Source organism: Acetobacter aceti, from assembly GCF_002005445.1.
Lineage (GTDB): Bacteria > Pseudomonadota > Alphaproteobacteria > Acetobacterales > Acetobacteraceae > Acetobacter > Acetobacter aceti_B.
Genome location: NZ_CP014692.1, coordinates 201,116 through 216,945 on the forward strand (window position 1 = coordinate 201,116; position 15,830 = coordinate 216,945).

Below are 15,830 nucleotides of genomic sequence, written 5' to 3' on the forward strand. Positions count from 1 at the left end.
AACGTGCTTGCGATCCGCAAGAAGGCGGAAAAGATGTCGCGCGAAGCGCTCTATGACATCGTCCGTGCGCCGCTGATCACCGAAAAGGCGACGGCGATGTCCGAGAAGAACCAGGTGGCCTTCAAGGTCGCCCTCTCGGCCTCAAAGCCTGAGATCAAGGTTGCGGTCGAGACACTCTTCGGCGTCAAGGTTGTCAGCGTTTGCACGCTGGTTCAGAAGGGCAAGACGAAGCGTTTCAAGGGTCGTCCCGGACAGCGCTCCGATATCAAGAAGGCGTTCGTACAGCTGGCGGAGGGTCAGTCCATTGACCTGACCGCCAAGCTGGCGTGACGCGGGGTATCTACACATGGCATTGAAGCACTTTAATCCCGTCACGCCGAGTCTTCGTGGCACGGTGCTGGTGGACCGGGCTGACCTGTGGAAGGGCAAGCCGGTCAAACAGCTGACCGAGGGCAAGAACAAGTCCGGCGGTCGTAACAATCATGGTCGCACAACGTCGCGGTTTCGTGGCGGCGGGCACAAGCAGTCCTATCGCTATGTCGACTTCAAGCGTCGCAAGCTGGACGTGCTGGGCACCGTAGAGCGTCTGGAATACGATCCGAACCGTACGGCGTTCATCGCACTGATCAAGTACGAAGACGGCGAGTTGGCCTACATTCTGGCTCCCCAGCGTCTGAAGGTTGGTGATCAGGTCATCGCGGGCACCCGCGTTGATATCAAGCCGGGCAATGCTATGCCGCTGGCTTCGATCCCCGTCGGAACGATCGTGCATAACATCGAGCTGAAGCAGGGTGCAGGCGGCAAGATGGCCCGCTCTGCTGGAACCTATGCGCAACTGGTCGGCAAGGATTCTGGTTACGCCCAGATCCGGCTGCAGTCCGGTGAGCTTCGTGTGGTTCGCGGTGAATGTTTTGCCACGGTTGGCGCGGTGTCCAATCCGGACAACATGAACCAGCACATGGGCAAGGCAGGCCGTATGCGCTGGCTCGGCCGTCGTCCTCACAACCGTGGTGTTGTCATGAACCCGGTCGACCATCCGCATGGTGGTGGTGAAGGTCGGACCTCGGGCGGTCGTCATCCGGTTACGCCGTGGGGCAAGCCGACGAAGGGTTACAAGACACGGGTCAACAAGCGTACGGACAGTCTGATCATCCGTCGCCGGAAGACCGGCAAGTAAGGGGCAATAAGAGATGGCACGTTCCGTCTGGAAAGGCCCGTTCGTAGACGGGTATCTGCTGAACAAGGCCGAGGCGTCCCGCGCGTCGGGTCGTAACGAGGTGATCAAGATCTGGTCACGTCGTTCCACGATCCTTCCGCAGTTCGTTGGTCTGACGTTTGGTGTTTATAACGGTCACAAGTTCCTTCCGGTTCAGGTGACCGAGAACATGGTTGGCCACAAGTTTGGCGAATTCTCTCCGACCCGTACCTTCCATGGTCACGGTGCGGACAAGAAGTCGAAGCGAGGCTGAGATGAGCAAATCAAAGCATCCTCGCGTTCTGGCTGAGAACGAAGCACAGGCGATCACGCGGAACATCCGTGTGAGCCCCCGCAAGCTTGGTCTTGTTGCCGGTCTGATCCGCAACAAGCCGGCTGCTCAGGCTGTGGCGACCCTCACGTTCTCCAAGCGTCGCATCGCTCAGGACGTGAAGAAGACACTCGAGAGCGCGATTGCGAACGCCGAGAACAATCATCAGCTGGATGTTGACCAGCTGTTTGTGAAGACAGCCGATGTGGGCAAGTCGATCGTGATGCGCCGCTTCCATGCGCGTGGCCGTGGTCGTTCCGCTCGTGTCGAGAAATTCTTCAGTCACCTGAAGATTGTCGTGGCCGAGCGTGCGCCCGAGCCTGAGGCAAAGACGGAAGAGAAGGCGGCCTGACGATGGGACATAAAGTCAATCCGATCGGGCTTCGGCTCGGTATCAACCGCACTTGGGACAGCCGCTGGTATGCGGATGGCGACTATTCCCGGCTGCTGCATGCGGATCTGAAACTGCGCGCTTTCCTGCGTCGCAAGCTGGCTGGCGCGGGTGTTTCCCGTGTCGTCATCGAGCGTCCGGCGAAGAAGCCGCGCGTGACGATCTACGCTGCACGTCCGGGCGTTGTCATCGGCAAGAAGGGTCAGGACATCGACGCGCTCCGCAAGGAGCTGACGAAGATGGCCGGCACGGAAGTCGCGCTGAACATTGTCGAAATCCGCAAGCCGGAAATCGATGCGACACTGGTGGCTGAGAACATTGCCCAGCAGCTGGAGCGTCGTGTGGCGTTCCGTCGCGCGATGAAGCGTGCAGTTCAGTCAGCCATGCGTCTTGGCGCACAGGGCATCCGGATCAACTGCTCCGGTCGTCTTGGCGGCGCTGAAATCGCCCGTATCGAGTGGTATCGTGAAGGCCGTGTGCCGCTGCACACGCTTCGCGCCGACATTGATTATGGAACTGCAACAGCGAAAACGACCTACGGCACCTGCGGTGTGAAGGTTTGGATCTTCAAAGGTGAGATCCTTGCCCAGGACCCGATGGCCCAGGATCGTCGCGCCGCTGAGCAGGCGCCGCAGCGCTGAGGGATAGAGAACAATGCTTTCTCCAAAGCGGACTAAATTCCGCAAGGCCCACAAGGGCCGCATTCATGGCTTGGCCAAGAGCGGCACGCAGCTGAATTTCGGCGCGTTCGGTCTCAAGGCTCTTGAGCCTGAGCGTATTACGGCGCGTCAGATCGAGGCGTCCCGTCGTGCGATCACCCGTGCGATGAAGCGTGCTGGTCGCGTGTGGATTCGTATCTTTCCGGATCTTCCGGTCTCGACAAAGCCTGCCGAAGTGCGTATGGGCTCCGGCAAGGGATCTCCGGAATTCTGGGTGGCCCGTGTTAGACCGGGTCGTATCCTGTTCGAGATCGAGGGGGTTCCACCAGAAGTGGCGCGTGAGGCGCTCGCTCTTGGTGCTGCGAAACTTCCGATCAAGACGAAGTTCGTGACCCGAATCGGAGAGGCATAAGATGAGCAAGGCACTAAAGCCGGCTGATCTGCGTGTGAAGTCCGTTGATGAGTTGCAGGCGCTTCTTCTCGATCTGAAGCGCGAGCAGTTCAATCTTCGGTTCCAGCAGGCCACCGGTCAGAATGAAGGGGCAAGCCGCGTGCGCGTTGTGCGCCGTGATATTGCCCGTATCAAGACGATCGTAGCTCAGGCTGCGCAGAAGACTGCCGCGGCTGGTGCTGCGGCCAATTCCTGAGGGAGCGGCTAATGCCTAAGCGCATTCTCAGCGGGCGTGTGACCAGCGACAAGATGGACAAGACGATTACCGTTCTTGTCGATCGTCGTATCATGCACCCGCTCTATAAGAAGTTCATTCGTCGCTCTAAGAAGTATGCGGCGCATGATGAACTTAACGTATGCAAGATTGGAGACGCGGTTCGCATCGAAGAATGCACGCCGATTTCCAAGCGCAAGACCTGGACGGTCATTTCACGCAACGGCGAAGTCGTTGGTGGTGTTGCGTCCGGGAATGCTGCGTAACAGGGGTATAAGGTAAATGATCCATCCCGAGACCAACCTCGAGGTCGCCGATAATTCAGGCGCACGTCAGGTGCAGTGCATCAAGGTGCTGGGCGGTTCCAAGCGGAAGTCTGCCTCGGTCGGCGACGTGATCGTCGTTTCCGTCAAGGAAGCGATTCCCCGTGGCAAGGTGAAGAAGGGTGACGTCCATCAGGCTGTCATCGTTCGGACGTCCTACCCGGTGCGTCGTGCAGACGGCAGTGCGATTCGCTTCGACCGCAACGCGGCTGTGCTGATCAACAAGCAGCAGGAGCCGATCGGTACGCGTATCTTTGGCCCGGTTGTCCGTGAACTGCGTGCGCGCAAGTTCATGAAGATCATCTCGCTGGCGCCGGAGGTGCTGTAATGGCTGCTCGTATCAAAAAGGGTGACACCGTCGTTGTGACGACAGGGTCTTCCAAGGGCGTCCGCGGTGAAGTTCTCTCGGTTCTGCCGGTTGAGAACAAGGCCGTTGTCCGTGGCGTTGCGGTTGCGAAGCGCCACAAGCGCGCGACACGCATGGGTGAGGAAGGTGGCATCATCGAGCGTGAAGCGCCGGTGAACCTTTCCAACCTTGCGCTGATCGATCCGAAGAGCGGCAAGCCGACCAAGGTTGGTTTCCGTGTTCTTGATGATGGTCGCAAGGTTCGTGTCGCGAAGGCGACCGGCGAAGTGATCGAAGGCTGAGGAGGGACTGATGGCTACCGAAAATACGCACGTCGTCCCTCGCCTCAAGGCACGATATGAAGCTGAGCTTGCTGGCAAGCTGCGTGAGCAGTTCGGCTACAAGAATGTGATGCAGGTTCCCCGCCTCGAGAAGATCGTTCTCAACATGGGCGTGGGTGAAGCTGCTGGTGATCAGAAGAAGCTTGACGCCGCCCTGAACGAGATGATGCTGATCGCTGGTCAGCGTCCGGTCAAGACAGTGGCGAAGAAGGCAATCGCCGGCTTCAAGATTCGTGAAGGTCTTCCCATCGGCTGCAAGGTGACCCTGCGTCGTGCGCGGATGTACGAGTTTCTCGATCGTCTCGTGACGATCGCGATGCCACGCATCCGTGACTTTCGTGGTCTGCCGGCTAACAAGGGCTTTGACGGACGTGGCAACTTTGCTCTGGGGCTGAAAGAACAGCTGATCTTCCCGGAGATCGAGTACGATAAGGTTGACCAGGTTCGTGGCATGGACATCATCTTCGTGACGACAGCGAAGACCGATGCCGAGGCAAAGGCGCTCTTGAAAGCTTTTGATCTTCCCTTTATGGGGTGAGCCAATACGGCTTGATCGTGTCCCGCGGCTGTATCAGTCGTGGGGTGTTTTAGCCTGATGCCGGTTTTTTCTGGCGTCAGGTAATATGTAGGTTTTGGAAAACCGCTGGAATGGTCCGGCAGGTTCCGGAGGGTAAATCAGGCATGGCCAAGATTTCCGCCGTCAATCGTAACGCTAAGCGCGCCTATATGGCTCAGCGCGATAAAGCGAAGCGTCTGGCGCTTAAAAATATCGTGATGGACCGCACCCTTCCCATGGAAGATCGCTTTGAGGCTTCCCTCAAGCTTTCAGAGCTTCCCCGGAATGGTTCCCGCGTTCGCGTGCGTCTGCGCTGCAAGCTGACAGGCCGTTCGCGCGGTAATTACCGTAAGTTTGAGCTGTGCCGTATTGCGCTGCGTGACCTGGCTTCGAGTGGCCAGATCCCGGGCGTGGTCAAGGCAAGCTGGTAAGGGGCGGCAATGTCACTTTCTGATCCCTTGGGTGATATGCTCACCCGTATCCGCAACGCACAGCGCGCCCGTCATGCTGCGTGTGTTGCTCCGGCGTCACGGCTGCGCGCCAGTGTGCTTGAAGCTCTGAAGCGTGAAGGCTACATCCGTGGCTTTGCAGTTGAGGAAATCCGTAAGGGTATTTCCCAGATCCGCATCGAGCTGAAATATTCGGAAGGCGAGCCGGTGATCAAGGAGATTCACCGCGTGTCGCGTCCCGGACGCCGCGTCTATTCCAAGATCAAGGAACTGCCGCGCGTCTATGCCGGCCTTGGTGTGTCGATCCTGTCGACTCCCCGTGGTGTTCTCTCCGATGCAGAGGCTCGCGCCGCCAATGTTGGCGGCGAAGTTCTCTGCCGCGTATTCTGAGGAGGGATAGATGTCACGCGTAGGCAAATATCCCGTTGAGGTTCCTGCCGGAGTAACTGTCAGCATCAATGCTGGCATTCTAACGGCTAAAGGCAAACTCGGCGAACTTAAGCTTCCATTGTCTCCCCTGGTGGAGACGACGGTCGACGAGGGTAAGGTTGCGGTCAAGCCTCTTGGTTCTCTGGCTCAGGCCCGGATGATGTGGGGCACGACGCGTTCGCTCGTCGCCTCCATGGTCAAGGGCGTTTCCGAAGGTTATTCGAAAACGCTGGAGATTACAGGAACGGGTTTCCGTGCTGCTGTGCAGGGATCCAATCTTGTCATGAACCTCGGCTACTCTCATGACGTCGTGTATCCGATTCCTGAGGGGATCAAGATTACGACGCCACGTCCGACAGCCGTGGTCGTTGAAGGTATTGACAAGCAGCGTGTCGGTCAGGTTGCGCTCGATATCCGCAACTTCCGTAAGCCGGAGCCCTACAAGGGCAAGGGCGTGCGTTATGACACCGAGACCATTCGTCGCAAGGAAGGCAAGAAGAAGTAATGAGCACTCAGCAGGAATTGCGGGAGCGTCGGCGCAAGCGCCTTCGGTTCCAGCTCCGCCGCAAGGCCGGCGGGCGTCCGCGCCTGTCGGTGTTCCGTTCAGGCAAGAACATCTATGCCCAGGTGATCGACGACGCCGCCGGCCTTACGCTGGCTTCGGCGTCTTCTCTGGACAAAGAGTTCCGTACGGGTGGAGTAACTGGAGCAAACCGGGATGCCGCATCGGCAATCGGCAAGCTTGTTGCCCAGCGCGCGGTTGCAGCCGGTGTGACGCAGGTCGTGTTCGATCGCGGCTCCTATATCTATCATGGGCGCATCAAGGCGCTCGCGGAGGCTGCCCGCGAGGGCGGTCTCTCGTTCTGAGGAGGGGCGCGTAATGGCACGTGAACCGAGAGAAGGTGGTCGTGGTCGCGACCGCGAGCAGCGTCAGGATCGCGAAGGCGATGATCTGATCGACAAGCTCGTGACGATTAATCGTGTTGCAAAAGTGGTCAAGGGCGGTCGTCGCTTCGCTTTCGCCGCGCTGGTTGTTGTGGGTGATCAGAAAGGTCGTGTTGGATTCGGAGCGGGCAAGGCCCGTGAAGTTCCCGAGGCGATCCGCAAGGCTACCGAAAAGGCGAAGCGCGGCATGATCCGCGTTCCCATGAAGGAAGGCCGTACACTGCACCATGACGTTGCAGGTCACTTTGGCGCTGGCAAGGTTGTTCTTCGTTCGGCGGAAGCCGGAACCGGAATTATCGCTGGCGGTCCGATGCGCGCCGTGTTCGAAAGCCTTGGTATCAACGATGTTGTCGCCAAGTCGCTTGGAACGCGTAACCCGCACAACATGGTGAAGGCGACGTTCGCGGCGCTGGAACGGTGTGCGAGCCCGCGTGCTGTCGCCAATCGTCGTGGCAAGAAGGTCTCTGACATTCTTGGCAAGCGCGAGCAGGTAGCGGAGGGTGCAGATGTCTGAAGCTAAGACTGTCCGTATCACGCAGATTGCATCCGGGAACGGACGCAAGCCAGGTCAGCAGGCAACACTCGTCGGACTTGGTCTGAACAAGATCGGTCGTACACGCGAGCTTCAGGACACGCCGTCGATCCGGGGTATGCTGAACAAGGTAGCCCACCTGGTGAAGGTGGAGGATTGAAATGAAACTTCATGAACTCCGCGATAACGAGGGTTCTCGTTATCGCAAAAAGCGCCTTGGACGCGGTATCGGCTCTGGTAAGGGCAAGACCTCGGGTCGCGGTGTAAAAGGTCAGAAGGCTCGCGAGGGTGTTTCCCTGAATGGCTTTGAAGGTGGTCAGCTTCCGCTGTACCGTCGTATGCCGAAGCGGGGATTCAAGAATATCTTCCGTAAGGTCTATGCTCCGGTGAACCTTGGTTCGCTTGAGAAAGCTCTTGCTGAAGGCAAGCTTGAAGCCGGATCAGTGATCAACGAAGAGGCTCTCCGTAAGGCTGGTCTTGTCGGTACTGGCAAATATGTCGGCATCCGTCTGCTGGCTGACGGTGAGATTTCTCGTGCAATCACTGTTGAGGTTGCCGGAGCTTCTGCATCGGCGATTGCTGCAGTCGAGAAAGCTGGCGGGTCTGTAAAGACTCTCGTCGCAGCCCGGAAAGAAGCCAACACGGCTTCCTGACATGGCTTGGGAAGGCAGTCTTGGTCTGTCTTCCAGGTCATCTAGGTTTGATTTGCAGGCGTTGGTGTCTGCCACGACAGCGCCCCGCTTTGCGGTGGCGCTGTTTTTTGTGAAAGGACAGGCGTATGGCCTCGGCGGCTGAGCAACTCGCGGCCAATTTCAATCTGGGTTCCTTCGCCAAGGCGACGGAACTCAAGAAGAGGATCTGGTTCACGCTGGGAGCCCTGATCGTCTATCGTCTGGGCACCTATATCCCTGTCCCGGGCATTGACGCGAAAGTGATGGGGCAGCTTCTGGCCCAGCATCAGGGTGGCATTCTTGGCATGTTCGACATGTTCACGGGCGGCGCTCTCGGGCGCATGACCGTGTTCGCTCTGAACATCATGCCCTATATTTCTGCTTCGATCATCATACAGCTGATGTCGACAGCCATTCCCTCGATGGAAGCTCTCAAGAAAGAGGGTGAGCATGGAAGAAAGAAGCTCAACCAGTATACCCGTTACCTGACAGTCGCGATCGCGTTTTTTCAGGCCTACGGCATCGCGGTTGGTCTTGAGCGGATGAGTTCGGCTGCGGGTTCCGCTGTGGTCAGTCCGGGGCTCTTCTTCCTCGTCTCCTGCGTCTTTACGCTGGTTGGCGGAACGATGTTCCTGATGTGGCTTGGAGAGCAGATTACGTCACGCGGGGTCGGTAACGGCATCTCGCTGATTATCTTTGCCGGTATTGTGGCGAATTTGCCGCATGCATTGGCGACGCTGTTTCAGCTTGGATATACAGGCGCGCTCTCGCCGTTTTTCGTTCTGATCTTTCTGGTGCTGGCGGCCCTTACGATCGTCTTCATCGTGTTTATGGAGCAGGCGCAGCGGCGCGTGGTGATCCAGTATCCCAAACGTCAGATGGGTAACCGCGTCTTCGGCGGCGAATCGACGCATATGCCATTGAAGGTCAACACGGCCGGAGTCATTCCACCCATTTTTGCGTCTTCCGTGCTTCTCATTCCCGTGACCATTGCGGGCTTCATGAATGCGAAAGGGATGCCGGGCTGGTTGTCTTTTCTGGGGCAGTCGCTGGGTCAGGGACAGCCGCTCTACATGCTGTTCTATGCTCTTATGATCGTCTTCTTTTCCTATTTTTATGCAGCGGTCACGTTTAATCCGGAAGAAACAGCCGATAATCTGCGCAAGCAGAGCGGCTTTATTCCGGGGATTCGTCCAGGCGCATCGACTGCTGCCTATTTTGATGGAATTCTGACCCGTCTGACCACAATAGGCGCATTGTATCTTGTAGCCGTCTGTCTGCTGCCCCAGATTCTGATCAGTCGCTATAATGTGCCTTTCTATTTTGGTGGTACAAGCCTGATCATCATCGTGTCAGTGACTATTGATACGGTTACCCAGATCCAGTCTCATCTGGTGGCGCACCAGTATCAGGGGCTGATCCAGCGTAATCGAAAGAGCGGCTCCAATCGGAGGATCGTCCGTAAATGAACATTATTTTTCTTGGTCCTCCCGGCGCGGGAAAAGGGACCCAGTCCAAGCGACTTGAAACACGTTACGGAATCGCCCAGATTTCAACAGGCGATATGCTGCGTGCTGAAGTGAAGGCTGGCTCCGATATCGGGCGTGAAGCAAAATCCCTGATGGATGCCGGCAAGCTTGTTCCGGACACCATCATCGTCAGCATGCTGGAATCCCGTATCCAGCAGCCTGACTGTGCCAGGGGTTTTATTCTGGATGGCTTCCCGCGGACGGTAGCACAGGCTGAGGCGCTGGACGTTGTCCTTGCCCGCCTGTCCCGCAGGATCGACGTTGTCCTGATGCTGGAAGTGGATGAGGACGCTCTGGCAGACCGTATCGCCGGGCGTTTCTCCTGCGCCAAATGTGGTGCAAGCTACAATGATGTGTCCAAGCCGACACTGGTGGCTGAGACATGTGATCTGTGTGGCTCTCATGAGTTCATACGGAGAGCTGATGATAATCGGGAGACTGTTGCGTCCCGGCTGTCAGCTTACCGGAAAGAGACGCTTCCACTCCTTCCTTACTATGAGGACAAGGTGATGGTTGCGTTCATTGATGGCATGGCGCCCATCGATGAAGTGAGCAAGCAGATCGATTCAACGATGACTGAAGTCGAGAAGCTCACGCAAAAGTGATCTGTCTGGATTGACTCTTCATGCCTGCCCGGTCTATTGCGCGCGCTCTGGACCGCATGGTCGCCTGGCGATCAACAGGGCGGCAAATTAATTCGAATCAACGCCGGACGCGCAGTCGGGCGGACTAGGAGTGTGTGGCGTGGCGCGTATTGCCGGCGTTAATATCCCAACGAACAAACGTGTTGTGATCGGACTGCAGTATATTTACGGCATCGGTCAGACAAAAGCTCAGCAGATCTGCAAGGACCTTGGTTTGCCTGACGCGAAGCGCGTCAATGAACTGAGCGACGACGAGATCATGAAGATTCGTGAGACCATTGATAACGACTACCGCGTCGAGGGCGACCTCCGTCGTGAAGTTGCGATGAACATCAAACGTCTGATGGATCTTGGCTGCTACCGTGGCCTTCGCCATCGTCGTGGCCTGCCTGTGCATGGACAGCGGACGCATACCAATGCGCGTACCCGTAAGGGTAAGGCTGTTGCCATCGCCGGTAAGAAGAAAGTAGCCCGTTAATCAGTACGCCTTCGGGCGTATCAGAGAAATTCAGGCAACTGCCGGTTTTGTGCTGGCAATTGCCGGGCGGGCTCAATCCGCCCTTACAGTGAAAAGGCAAGGCGACAGACATGGCGAAGGCCGCTGCACCGCGTATCCGCAAGAAAGAACGCAAGAACATTATCTCGGGCGTGGCGCATGTGCTCTCCACGTTCAACAACACGATGATCACGATTTCCGACGCGCAGGGGAATGCCATCGCATGGTCTTCCGCTGGTGCGCAGGGTTTCAAGGGTTCGCGTAAGTCCACACCGTATGCGGCACAGGTTGCTGCTGAAGACGCAGGCCGCAAGGCTCGTGAGCACGGCATGGAAACGCTGGACATCGAAGTGTCGGGTCCGGGTTCGGGACGTGAGAGCGCTCTGCGTGCTCTTCAGGCTGTCGGCTTCCAGATCGCTTCGATTCGCGATCTGACGCCGGTGCCGCATAACGGCTGCCGTCCGCGCAAGCGTCGTCGCGTCTGATTGAGAGTCCTGTTCCGGAGAATGGTCCGCCATTTTCCGGGATGGGGTCTTTATTGAAGTTGCCCCGGCTTTCGGTCGGGGTTTCCGCCGTCTTGTTGCGGCCCCCTTATTGAAAGGCCGAGACCTTGGTGCTCCAGAAAAACTGGCAATCCCTGATCAAGCCGGAGAAGCTGGAAGTCGAACCCGGCTCCGTCCCGTCTCGCGTGGCGACGATCGTTGCCGAGCCGCTGGAACGCGGCTTTGGCATGACGCTCGGAAATGCTCTGCGTCGCGTTCTTCTTTCTTCTCTTCAGGGCGCGGCGATCACCGCGATCCAGATTGACGGCGTTCTGCATGAATTCTCGGCTGTGCCGGGTGTGCGTGAAGACGTGACCGACATCGTCCTGAATATCAAGCAGCTCGCTCTCAGTATGCATGGTGAGGGTCCGAAGCGCATGATGCTGACGGCGACCGGGCCTGGTGAAGTCAAGGCCGGTCAGATCCAGACAGGTCATGGCATTGAGATCATGAATCCGGATCTGGTGATCTGCACTCTCGATGAGGGTGAGAAGCTGGGTATGGAATTCACCGTGAACATCGGCAAAGGCTATGTTCCGGCTGCGGCGAACCGTCCGGAAGACGCACCGATCGGGCTTATCCCCATCGACGCGATCTACTCACCGGTGAAGCGCGTGTCCTACAAGGTCGAACCGACCCGCGTGGGTCAGGTGACCGACTATGACCGCCTGCTGCTGACGGTTGAGACGAATGGCGCCGTGACGCCTGAGGATGCTGTCGCTCTGGCGGCGCGTATTCTCCAGGATCAGTTGCAGCTCTTCATCAACTTCGATGAGCCGCGCCCTGTCGTCACGACGGAGCCGCAGGATGACCTGCCGTTCAACCGCAACCTGCTGCGCAAGGTTGATGAGCTTGAGCTGTCGGTGCGTTCGGCGAACTGCCTGAAGAACGACAACATCATCTATATCGGCGATCTGGTTCAGAAGACCGAGCAGGAAATGCTCCGTACACCGAACTTTGGCCGTAAATCACTGAACGAGATCAAGGAAGTCCTCACCACCATGGGACTTTCACTTGGTATGAATGTTCCGGCCTGGCCGCCGGAGAATATTGAGGATCTGGCGAAGAGGCTCGACGAGCCCTTCTGATCCGCGACAACAGGAGACTTAACAATGCGTCATGGTGTTGCCGGTCGGAAGCTCGGCGTTACCTCCACCCATCGTGCAGCGATGTTCCGCAACATGGCAGTTGCGCTCATCAAGCACGAACAGATCACGACGACCCTGCCGAAGGCGAAAGAGCTTCGCCCGGTTGTCGAGAAGCTGATCACGCTCGGCAAGCGCGGTGATCTGCATGCGCGTCGTCAGGCTTACGCCCAGCTGCGTGATGACACGATTGTCAGCAAGCTGTTCTCGGCTGTGGCTGACCGCTACAAGGCTCGTACAGGCGGTTATACGCGCGTTCTGAAGGCTGGCGTGCGTTATGGCGATGCGGCTGACATGGCAGTGATCGAGCTGATCGATCGTGACGTGAATGCGAAGGGTCTGGACAGCGGTCCGCGCCCCGCTGCTCATGACGAAGAGGCTGATCTGGCTGCCTAAGCCATTTCAGTTAAAAGAAGCCGGCCTCTGGGCCGGTTTTTTTTTGCTCTGTTTCTGAGAGGCTTGGAATCTGACTGGCGGCATCATCATTTATTACAAATAAAAATAGTGCAAATATAAAAACAACTATAAATAGAGTTTGTATTATTGTTGCACATCAGTCGGCGTGATACAGCTTGAGCAAACTTCATGTGATGCACGCTCGGACAGGGGTCGTTTATGGTTTTCCGGAATAAACTCAGAAAGCTGGTGACGGGAATGATCGCCGCAGCAGGGGTAACACTCGCTGCGGCGCAGGCTGCGACGGCCGCCCCCGTCAGGGTGGGCTATATCCCTGTCCTCGGATCTTCGGCGTTATTTGTCGTGGACGGAGAAGGGTGGGCAAAGACGGCAGGGCTTGATCTGGAACTGGTCAGGTTTACTTCCGGCCCGCAGGCCATCCAGGCCCTCGTGGCTGGCCGTATCGATGCGTATGTTGCAGGTGTTCTGCCATTGCTGCAGGTGCGATCACGGGGCGTGGACGTCAAGGTCGTTGCCAGCGGCGCCATTGAAGAGCTTTCGGTCATCTCACGCGGCAAGCTTGCCGATGGGCTGGATGCCGACAAGCCCGGTGGCCTTACAAAAGAGCAGCTGACTGACCGCATCGCGAATTTCACAAAGGTCGCCGGACATAAGCCCAAGATTGCGGCTCAGCCAACCGGATCCGTGCCCGATACCGTCCTGCGTTACTGGCTCAAGACACAGGAAGGACAGGATCTTTCCAGTGTCGATATTGTCGGCATTGATATTGACGCGGCGCAGCAGGCATTTCTGGCGCAGGCGGTGGATGCCGCCATTCTGCGCGAACCCGCTCTGACGATCATCAAGGCTCGCGTTCCGGAAGCCCGTATTCTGGCGACGGGCCATGACCTGCTGCCCGGCCAGCCGGGATCGGTTCTGGCGGTCGTCAGCCCGAATTCTGCCGAGCATGCGGTCTGGTCAGGAAAACTGACATCGTTGTTTGTCAAAGGAACGGCCCTTATCGCCACGCATCCGGAAGAAGCGGCGCCTTTTGTGGCAAAAGCGTTGGGCGGTGGCCTGATGAAGCCTGCTGTGATTGAACAGGCTCTGAAAAATTCAGCCTCTCAGTTTGTCTCCGATCCCGAGAAAATCATTCCTGGTGTGAAAGCGCTTCAGGATTTTGAAGTGCAGCAGGGTGTTCTGAGATCGGCTGTACCGGTAGAGGATCTCTTTGATCTGAAGATGTGGCGTCAGCCTGCGCAATAAACGCAGGAACAGAGGGTTGGGGATGAATGGTTTGCGTATAGGCGCTGGAGGCCGTGTCGGTCTTGGCGCTGTGGGTCTGCTGCTGCTGCTGGCGGTCTGGCAGGCCTCAGTACAGTTTCATCTCGTCCCGCCCGGTCTGCTGCCCGCTCCTTCCGAACTGTGGGCAGCTTTTGTCTCTGAAATATCCGGGGGCTTCTGGCTGCAGGCCATCCAGGACAGTCTTGTTCACTATATCGCCGGACTGGTGATTGGCTCCGTTCTGGGAGCTGGCGCAGGGCTTGTCTGCGCCTCACTTCCCATCGTGGACGCGCTGACGGGTGGTATCGTCCGCCTGTTGCGACCGATTCCGGGGCTGGCCTGGGTGCCGTTCGCCATTCTCTGGTTCGGTCTGAACAATGTGGGTGCGACCTTCGTCATCGCGATCTCGGTCTTCTGGATCAATTTCTACGCGGCTTACGGCGCGGTGAAGTCGGTGGATCAGGAACTGTATGAAGTCGCTGCCGCTTTCGGGCACCGTGGATTTTTTGCGCGCCTGCATTATGTGACCCTGCCCGCCGCCATGCCGGGCTTGCTGGCGGGCCTTCGTACGGGCCTCGGTCAGGGCTGGATGTCGGTTGTGGCGGCAGAACTTTTTGGTGTGCCGGGAGTGGGCGCGCGCATGATGCAGGCGTCCAGTCTGCTCGCGACGGATATTGTGGTTGTCTATATGATTACGATGGCCGGTCTTTACGCACTGACAGATTTTCTGTTCGGCCTCGTGCGTGACCGGCTGCTGAGGTGGCAGGGATGAGTGATATGACATCTCTGGTCCGGGTGGAGAATGCCGGTCTTTCGCATGACGGTGGAAAGACGTTCATTTTTCGTCATGTCGATCTTGATATCGAGCATGGGCAGTTCGTGGCGGTTCTCGGGCCGTCCGGTGTGGGCAAGTCGACTCTTCTTCGTGTCATCATGGGGCTGATCGACCCAACCGAAGGGACGGCAACGCTTTCGACGGTCCGGGAGCGGACGGGAAGCCGGCGGTCCGCGCTGGTGTTTCAGGACGCGCGACTGATGCCCTGGCGGACGGTGCGTGGAAATGTGGAGCTCGGTCTCGAAGGGCTGGGGCTCAGCCGGAGTGAGCGGCATGAACGTGCGCAGGCGGCTCTGGATCTGGTAAAGCTCTCGGCGGAATCTTCCCGCTGGCCACGGCAGCTCTCTGGAGGGCAGCGTCAGCGGGTCGGTGTTGCGCGGGCTCTGACGGTGAACCCCGATTTGCTGCTTATGGACGAGCCGTTTGGTGCTCTGGATGCGATTACGCGCAGAAGTCTACAGACCGAATTGCTGACGATCTGGCAAAAGACACGCAAGACCGTGCTGTTTGTGACTCATGATATTGACGAGGCGCTGCTGCTGGCGGACCGTATCATTGTGCTGGCCGGGAAGCCGGCTTCCGTGCGGGGCGATCTTATGGTGGGCAACCGTCCCCGTGATCCATCCTCTCCGGCGCTGCGGGCGCTCGCCGGTCGTTTGAGGAGTCTGATCGCAGGCGAGGACGATCCCGGTGGGACGCCATACTGGCAGGCGGCAGAGATATAAACCCTGCACATGATCCGGATATGAGCCTAGAATCAGGTTCGGTTTCTATAGTCGAAAGCAGGAGAAGATAATGGCTAATGATCAGTCTGAAGAAAGCGATTTCACTCTGGAAAGCGGTATTGATCGTCTGCAGGATAGCGTTTCTGACAGTACGCAGACGATGGGTTCGCGGTTGAGTGACGTTTTTGAAGATGGTTGCGACATTTTGCGTGATGTCACGGTGGATACGCCCCGTCTGGCTTTGGGCGCTTCTCTGCTTCTGGGAAGCTTTCTTGGTGCTTGGCTGGCGCGTCGGTCGTGACCGGGATGGAATAATCGCCAGTTTTTGAAAGAAATTTTCCGCTACCCCCGGTTTTCATGCAACCGGGCAGTCTGAAAGCTGTTTAGAAGCCATACTAGGC

28 protein-coding genes are annotated in these 15,830 nt (G+C 57.6%); all 28 read left to right on the forward strand.

The genetic code is table 11. The features are described from left to right. Positions 1 to 33: 33 nt before the first annotated feature. The 28 genes from A0U92_RS00850 (at position 34) to A0U92_RS00985 (ending at position 15,730) form a co-directional block, all read left to right on the forward strand. Positions 34 to 330 carry a 50S ribosomal protein L23 gene (locus A0U92_RS00850; protein WP_187668902.1) on the forward strand — a complete coding sequence of 99 codons (297 nt, stop codon included), beginning with the start codon at positions 34 to 36 and terminating at the stop codon, positions 328 to 330. A 16-nt stretch (positions 331 to 346) separates the two neighbouring features. After that, complete coding sequence (rplB, locus tag A0U92_RS00855) at positions 347 to 1,177, forward strand: 50S ribosomal protein L2 (protein WP_010666052.1); 831 nt, start codon at positions 347 to 349, stop codon at positions 1,175 to 1,177. A gap of 13 nt (positions 1,178 to 1,190) precedes the next feature. Beyond that, on the forward strand, positions 1,191 to 1,469 hold the full coding sequence (gene rpsS, locus A0U92_RS00860; protein WP_010666051.1) for a 30S ribosomal protein S19: 279 nt from the start codon (positions 1,191 to 1,193) through the stop codon (positions 1,467 to 1,469). 1 nt (position 1,470) lies between these two features. Beyond that, entirely contained in the window at positions 1,471 to 1,878 is a 408-nt protein-coding gene (gene rplV, locus A0U92_RS00865) for a 50S ribosomal protein L22 (RefSeq protein WP_077811584.1), read from the forward strand. A gap of 2 nt (positions 1,879 to 1,880) precedes the next feature. Beyond that, on the forward strand, positions 1,881 to 2,558 hold the full coding sequence (rpsC, locus tag A0U92_RS00870; RefSeq protein ID WP_077811585.1) for a 30S ribosomal protein S3: 678 nt from the start codon (positions 1,881 to 1,883) through the stop codon (positions 2,556 to 2,558). Between the two features lie 13 nt (positions 2,559 to 2,571). Further along, complete coding sequence (rplP, locus tag A0U92_RS00875; protein WP_077811586.1) at positions 2,572 to 2,988, forward strand: 50S ribosomal protein L16; 417 nt, start codon at positions 2,572 to 2,574, stop codon at positions 2,986 to 2,988. Position 2,989: 1 nt separating this feature from the next. After that, positions 2,990 to 3,223 carry a 50S ribosomal protein L29 gene (rpmC, locus tag A0U92_RS00880; RefSeq protein ID WP_077811587.1) on the forward strand — a complete coding sequence of 78 codons (234 nt, stop codon included), beginning with the start codon at positions 2,990 to 2,992 and terminating at the stop codon, positions 3,221 to 3,223. Between the two features lie 11 nt (positions 3,224 to 3,234). Beyond that, positions 3,235 to 3,507, forward strand: a complete 273-nt coding sequence (rpsQ, locus tag A0U92_RS00885) for a 30S ribosomal protein S17 (RefSeq protein ID WP_077811588.1) — start codon at positions 3,235 to 3,237, stop codon at positions 3,505 to 3,507. Between the two features lie 16 nt (positions 3,508 to 3,523). Further along, positions 3,524 to 3,892: a 50S ribosomal protein L14 gene (rplN, locus tag A0U92_RS00890; protein ID WP_010666045.1), complete on the forward strand. Its 369-nt coding sequence runs from the start codon at positions 3,524 to 3,526 to the stop codon at positions 3,890 to 3,892. Next, the gene (gene rplX / locus A0U92_RS00895; RefSeq protein ID WP_010666044.1) at positions 3,892 to 4,212 is read left to right on the forward strand and encodes a 50S ribosomal protein L24; all 321 of its coding nucleotides are present in this window, start codon (positions 3,892 to 3,894) and stop codon (positions 4,210 to 4,212) included. Before rplN ends, rplX begins: the two co-directional genes overlap by 1 nt. A 10-nt stretch (positions 4,213 to 4,222) precedes the next feature. Next, complete coding sequence (rplE, locus tag A0U92_RS00900) at positions 4,223 to 4,789, forward strand: 50S ribosomal protein L5 (RefSeq protein ID WP_010666043.1); 567 nt, start codon at positions 4,223 to 4,225, stop codon at positions 4,787 to 4,789. A 143-nt stretch (positions 4,790 to 4,932) separates the two neighbouring features. Continuing rightward, positions 4,933 to 5,238 carry a 30S ribosomal protein S14 gene (rpsN, locus tag A0U92_RS00905; protein ID WP_077811589.1) on the forward strand — a complete coding sequence of 102 codons (306 nt, stop codon included), beginning with the start codon at positions 4,933 to 4,935 and terminating at the stop codon, positions 5,236 to 5,238. Positions 5,239 to 5,247: 9 nt separating this feature from the next. Beyond that, complete coding sequence (gene rpsH / locus A0U92_RS00910) at positions 5,248 to 5,646, forward strand: 30S ribosomal protein S8 (RefSeq protein WP_010666041.1); 399 nt, start codon at positions 5,248 to 5,250, stop codon at positions 5,644 to 5,646. Positions 5,647 to 5,656: 10 nt separating this feature from the next. Beyond that, positions 5,657 to 6,190, forward strand: a complete 534-nt coding sequence (gene rplF, locus A0U92_RS00915; RefSeq protein WP_077811590.1) for a 50S ribosomal protein L6 — start codon at positions 5,657 to 5,659, stop codon at positions 6,188 to 6,190. Next, positions 6,190 to 6,552 carry a 50S ribosomal protein L18 gene (gene rplR, locus A0U92_RS00920; RefSeq protein ID WP_077811591.1) on the forward strand — a complete coding sequence of 121 codons (363 nt, stop codon included), beginning with the start codon at positions 6,190 to 6,192 and terminating at the stop codon, positions 6,550 to 6,552. Before rplF ends, rplR begins: the two co-directional genes overlap by 1 nt. A 13-nt stretch (positions 6,553 to 6,565) precedes the next feature. Continuing rightward, positions 6,566 to 7,144 carry a 30S ribosomal protein S5 gene (gene rpsE, locus A0U92_RS00925; protein ID WP_077811592.1) on the forward strand — a complete coding sequence of 193 codons (579 nt, stop codon included), beginning with the start codon at positions 6,566 to 6,568 and terminating at the stop codon, positions 7,142 to 7,144. Next, the gene (gene rpmD / locus A0U92_RS00930; protein WP_077811593.1) at positions 7,137 to 7,322 is read left to right on the forward strand and encodes a 50S ribosomal protein L30; all 186 of its coding nucleotides are present in this window, start codon (positions 7,137 to 7,139) and stop codon (positions 7,320 to 7,322) included. The genes rpsE and rpmD overlap by 8 nt, the downstream gene beginning before the upstream one ends. A 1-nt stretch (position 7,323) precedes the next feature. After that, complete coding sequence (rplO, locus tag A0U92_RS00935; RefSeq protein WP_077811594.1) at positions 7,324 to 7,815, forward strand: 50S ribosomal protein L15; 492 nt, start codon at positions 7,324 to 7,326, stop codon at positions 7,813 to 7,815. 125 nt (positions 7,816 to 7,940) lie between these two features. Beyond that, positions 7,941 to 9,302 (forward strand): preprotein translocase subunit SecY, encoded by a 1,362-nt coding sequence (gene secY, locus A0U92_RS00940; protein WP_077811595.1) that lies wholly within the window; start codon positions 7,941 to 7,943, stop codon positions 9,300 to 9,302. Beyond that, complete coding sequence (locus A0U92_RS00945) at positions 9,299 to 9,967, forward strand: adenylate kinase (protein ID WP_077811596.1); 669 nt, start codon at positions 9,299 to 9,301, stop codon at positions 9,965 to 9,967. The genes secY and A0U92_RS00945 overlap by 4 nt, the downstream gene beginning before the upstream one ends. A gap of 139 nt (positions 9,968 to 10,106) precedes the next feature. Then, positions 10,107 to 10,484 carry a 30S ribosomal protein S13 gene (rpsM, locus tag A0U92_RS00950; protein ID WP_077811597.1) on the forward strand — a complete coding sequence of 126 codons (378 nt, stop codon included), beginning with the start codon at positions 10,107 to 10,109 and terminating at the stop codon, positions 10,482 to 10,484. A 110-nt stretch (positions 10,485 to 10,594) separates the two neighbouring features. Continuing rightward, positions 10,595 to 10,987: a 30S ribosomal protein S11 gene (gene rpsK, locus A0U92_RS00955; RefSeq protein ID WP_010666031.1), complete on the forward strand. Its 393-nt coding sequence runs from the start codon at positions 10,595 to 10,597 to the stop codon at positions 10,985 to 10,987. Positions 10,988 to 11,112: 125 nt separating this feature from the next. Beyond that, on the forward strand, positions 11,113 to 12,132 hold the full coding sequence (locus A0U92_RS00960) for a DNA-directed RNA polymerase subunit alpha (RefSeq protein ID WP_077811598.1): 1,020 nt from the start codon (positions 11,113 to 11,115) through the stop codon (positions 12,130 to 12,132). A gap of 24 nt (positions 12,133 to 12,156) precedes the next feature. Beyond that, complete coding sequence (rplQ, locus tag A0U92_RS00965) at positions 12,157 to 12,585, forward strand: 50S ribosomal protein L17 (RefSeq protein ID WP_077811599.1); 429 nt, start codon at positions 12,157 to 12,159, stop codon at positions 12,583 to 12,585. 219 nt (positions 12,586 to 12,804) lie between these two features. Further along, on the forward strand, positions 12,805 to 13,851 hold the full coding sequence (locus A0U92_RS00970) for an ABC transporter substrate-binding protein (protein ID WP_077811600.1): 1,047 nt from the start codon (positions 12,805 to 12,807) through the stop codon (positions 13,849 to 13,851). Between the two features lie 22 nt (positions 13,852 to 13,873). Beyond that, positions 13,874 to 14,641, forward strand: a complete 768-nt coding sequence (locus A0U92_RS00975; RefSeq protein WP_077811601.1) for an ABC transporter permease — start codon at positions 13,874 to 13,876, stop codon at positions 14,639 to 14,641. Continuing rightward, positions 14,638 to 15,429 (forward strand): ABC transporter ATP-binding protein, encoded by a 792-nt coding sequence (locus A0U92_RS00980; protein ID WP_077811602.1) that lies wholly within the window; start codon positions 14,638 to 14,640, stop codon positions 15,427 to 15,429. The genes A0U92_RS00975 and A0U92_RS00980 overlap by 4 nt, the downstream gene beginning before the upstream one ends. Before the next feature lie 70 nt (positions 15,430 to 15,499). Then, positions 15,500 to 15,730, forward strand: coding sequence for a hypothetical protein (locus A0U92_RS00985; RefSeq protein WP_077811603.1), 231 nt, complete (start codon positions 15,500 to 15,502; stop codon positions 15,728 to 15,730). The last annotated feature ends 100 nt before the right edge of the window (positions 15,731 to 15,830 follow it).

Excerpts from the sequence above, each read along its gene's own strand:
- A0U92_RS00945 (WP_077811596.1), top strand. The coding sequence starts at position 9,299 with ATGAACATTATTTTTCTTGGTCCTCCCGGCGCGGGAAAAGGGACCCAG.
- rpsQ (WP_077811588.1), top strand. The coding sequence starts at position 3,235 with ATGCCTAAGCGCATTCTCAGCGGGCGTGTGACCAGCGACAAGATGGAC.
- rplF (WP_077811590.1), top strand. The coding sequence starts at position 5,657 with ATGTCACGCGTAGGCAAATATCCCGTTGAGGTTCCTGCCGGAGTAACT.
- rplO (WP_077811594.1), top strand. The coding sequence starts at position 7,324 with ATGAAACTTCATGAACTCCGCGATAACGAGGGTTCTCGTTATCGCAAA.
- rpsH (WP_010666041.1), top strand. The coding sequence starts at position 5,248 with ATGTCACTTTCTGATCCCTTGGGTGATATGCTCACCCGTATCCGCAAC.
- rplQ (WP_077811599.1), top strand. The coding sequence starts at position 12,157 with ATGCGTCATGGTGTTGCCGGTCGGAAGCTCGGCGTTACCTCCACCCAT.
- rplN (WP_010666045.1), top strand. The coding sequence starts at position 3,524 with ATGATCCATCCCGAGACCAACCTCGAGGTCGCCGATAATTCAGGCGCA.
- A0U92_RS00850 (WP_187668902.1), top strand. The coding sequence starts at position 34 with ATGTCGCGCGAAGCGCTCTATGACATCGTCCGTGCGCCGCTGATCACC.
- rpsN (WP_077811589.1), top strand. The coding sequence starts at position 4,933 with ATGGCCAAGATTTCCGCCGTCAATCGTAACGCTAAGCGCGCCTATATG.
- rplR (WP_077811591.1), top strand. The coding sequence starts at position 6,190 with ATGAGCACTCAGCAGGAATTGCGGGAGCGTCGGCGCAAGCGCCTTCGG.
- rpsC (WP_077811585.1), top strand. The coding sequence starts at position 1,881 with ATGGGACATAAAGTCAATCCGATCGGGCTTCGGCTCGGTATCAACCGC.
- A0U92_RS00985 (WP_077811603.1), top strand. The coding sequence starts at position 15,500 with ATGGCTAATGATCAGTCTGAAGAAAGCGATTTCACTCTGGAAAGCGGT.
- rplE (WP_010666043.1), top strand. The coding sequence starts at position 4,223 with ATGGCTACCGAAAATACGCACGTCGTCCCTCGCCTCAAGGCACGATAT.
- rpsS (WP_010666051.1), top strand. The coding sequence starts at position 1,191 with ATGGCACGTTCCGTCTGGAAAGGCCCGTTCGTAGACGGGTATCTGCTG.
- rpsE (WP_077811592.1), top strand. The coding sequence starts at position 6,566 with ATGGCACGTGAACCGAGAGAAGGTGGTCGTGGTCGCGACCGCGAGCAG.
- rplP (WP_077811586.1), top strand. The coding sequence starts at position 2,572 with ATGCTTTCTCCAAAGCGGACTAAATTCCGCAAGGCCCACAAGGGCCGC.
- A0U92_RS00980 (WP_077811602.1), top strand. The coding sequence starts at position 14,638 with ATGAGTGATATGACATCTCTGGTCCGGGTGGAGAATGCCGGTCTTTCG.
- A0U92_RS00970 (WP_077811600.1), top strand. The coding sequence starts at position 12,805 with ATGGTTTTCCGGAATAAACTCAGAAAGCTGGTGACGGGAATGATCGCC.
- A0U92_RS00975 (WP_077811601.1), top strand. The coding sequence starts at position 13,874 with ATGAATGGTTTGCGTATAGGCGCTGGAGGCCGTGTCGGTCTTGGCGCT.
- rplX (WP_010666044.1), top strand. The coding sequence starts at position 3,892 with ATGGCTGCTCGTATCAAAAAGGGTGACACCGTCGTTGTGACGACAGGG.
- rpsK (WP_010666031.1), top strand. The coding sequence starts at position 10,595 with ATGGCGAAGGCCGCTGCACCGCGTATCCGCAAGAAAGAACGCAAGAAC.
- rplB (WP_010666052.1), top strand. The coding sequence starts at position 347 with ATGGCATTGAAGCACTTTAATCCCGTCACGCCGAGTCTTCGTGGCACG.
- rpmC (WP_077811587.1), top strand. The coding sequence starts at position 2,990 with ATGAGCAAGGCACTAAAGCCGGCTGATCTGCGTGTGAAGTCCGTTGAT.
- secY (WP_077811595.1), top strand. The coding sequence starts at position 7,941 with ATGGCCTCGGCGGCTGAGCAACTCGCGGCCAATTTCAATCTGGGTTCC.
- rpmD (WP_077811593.1), top strand. The coding sequence starts at position 7,137 with ATGTCTGAAGCTAAGACTGTCCGTATCACGCAGATTGCATCCGGGAAC.
- rplV (WP_077811584.1), top strand. The coding sequence starts at position 1,471 with ATGAGCAAATCAAAGCATCCTCGCGTTCTGGCTGAGAACGAAGCACAG.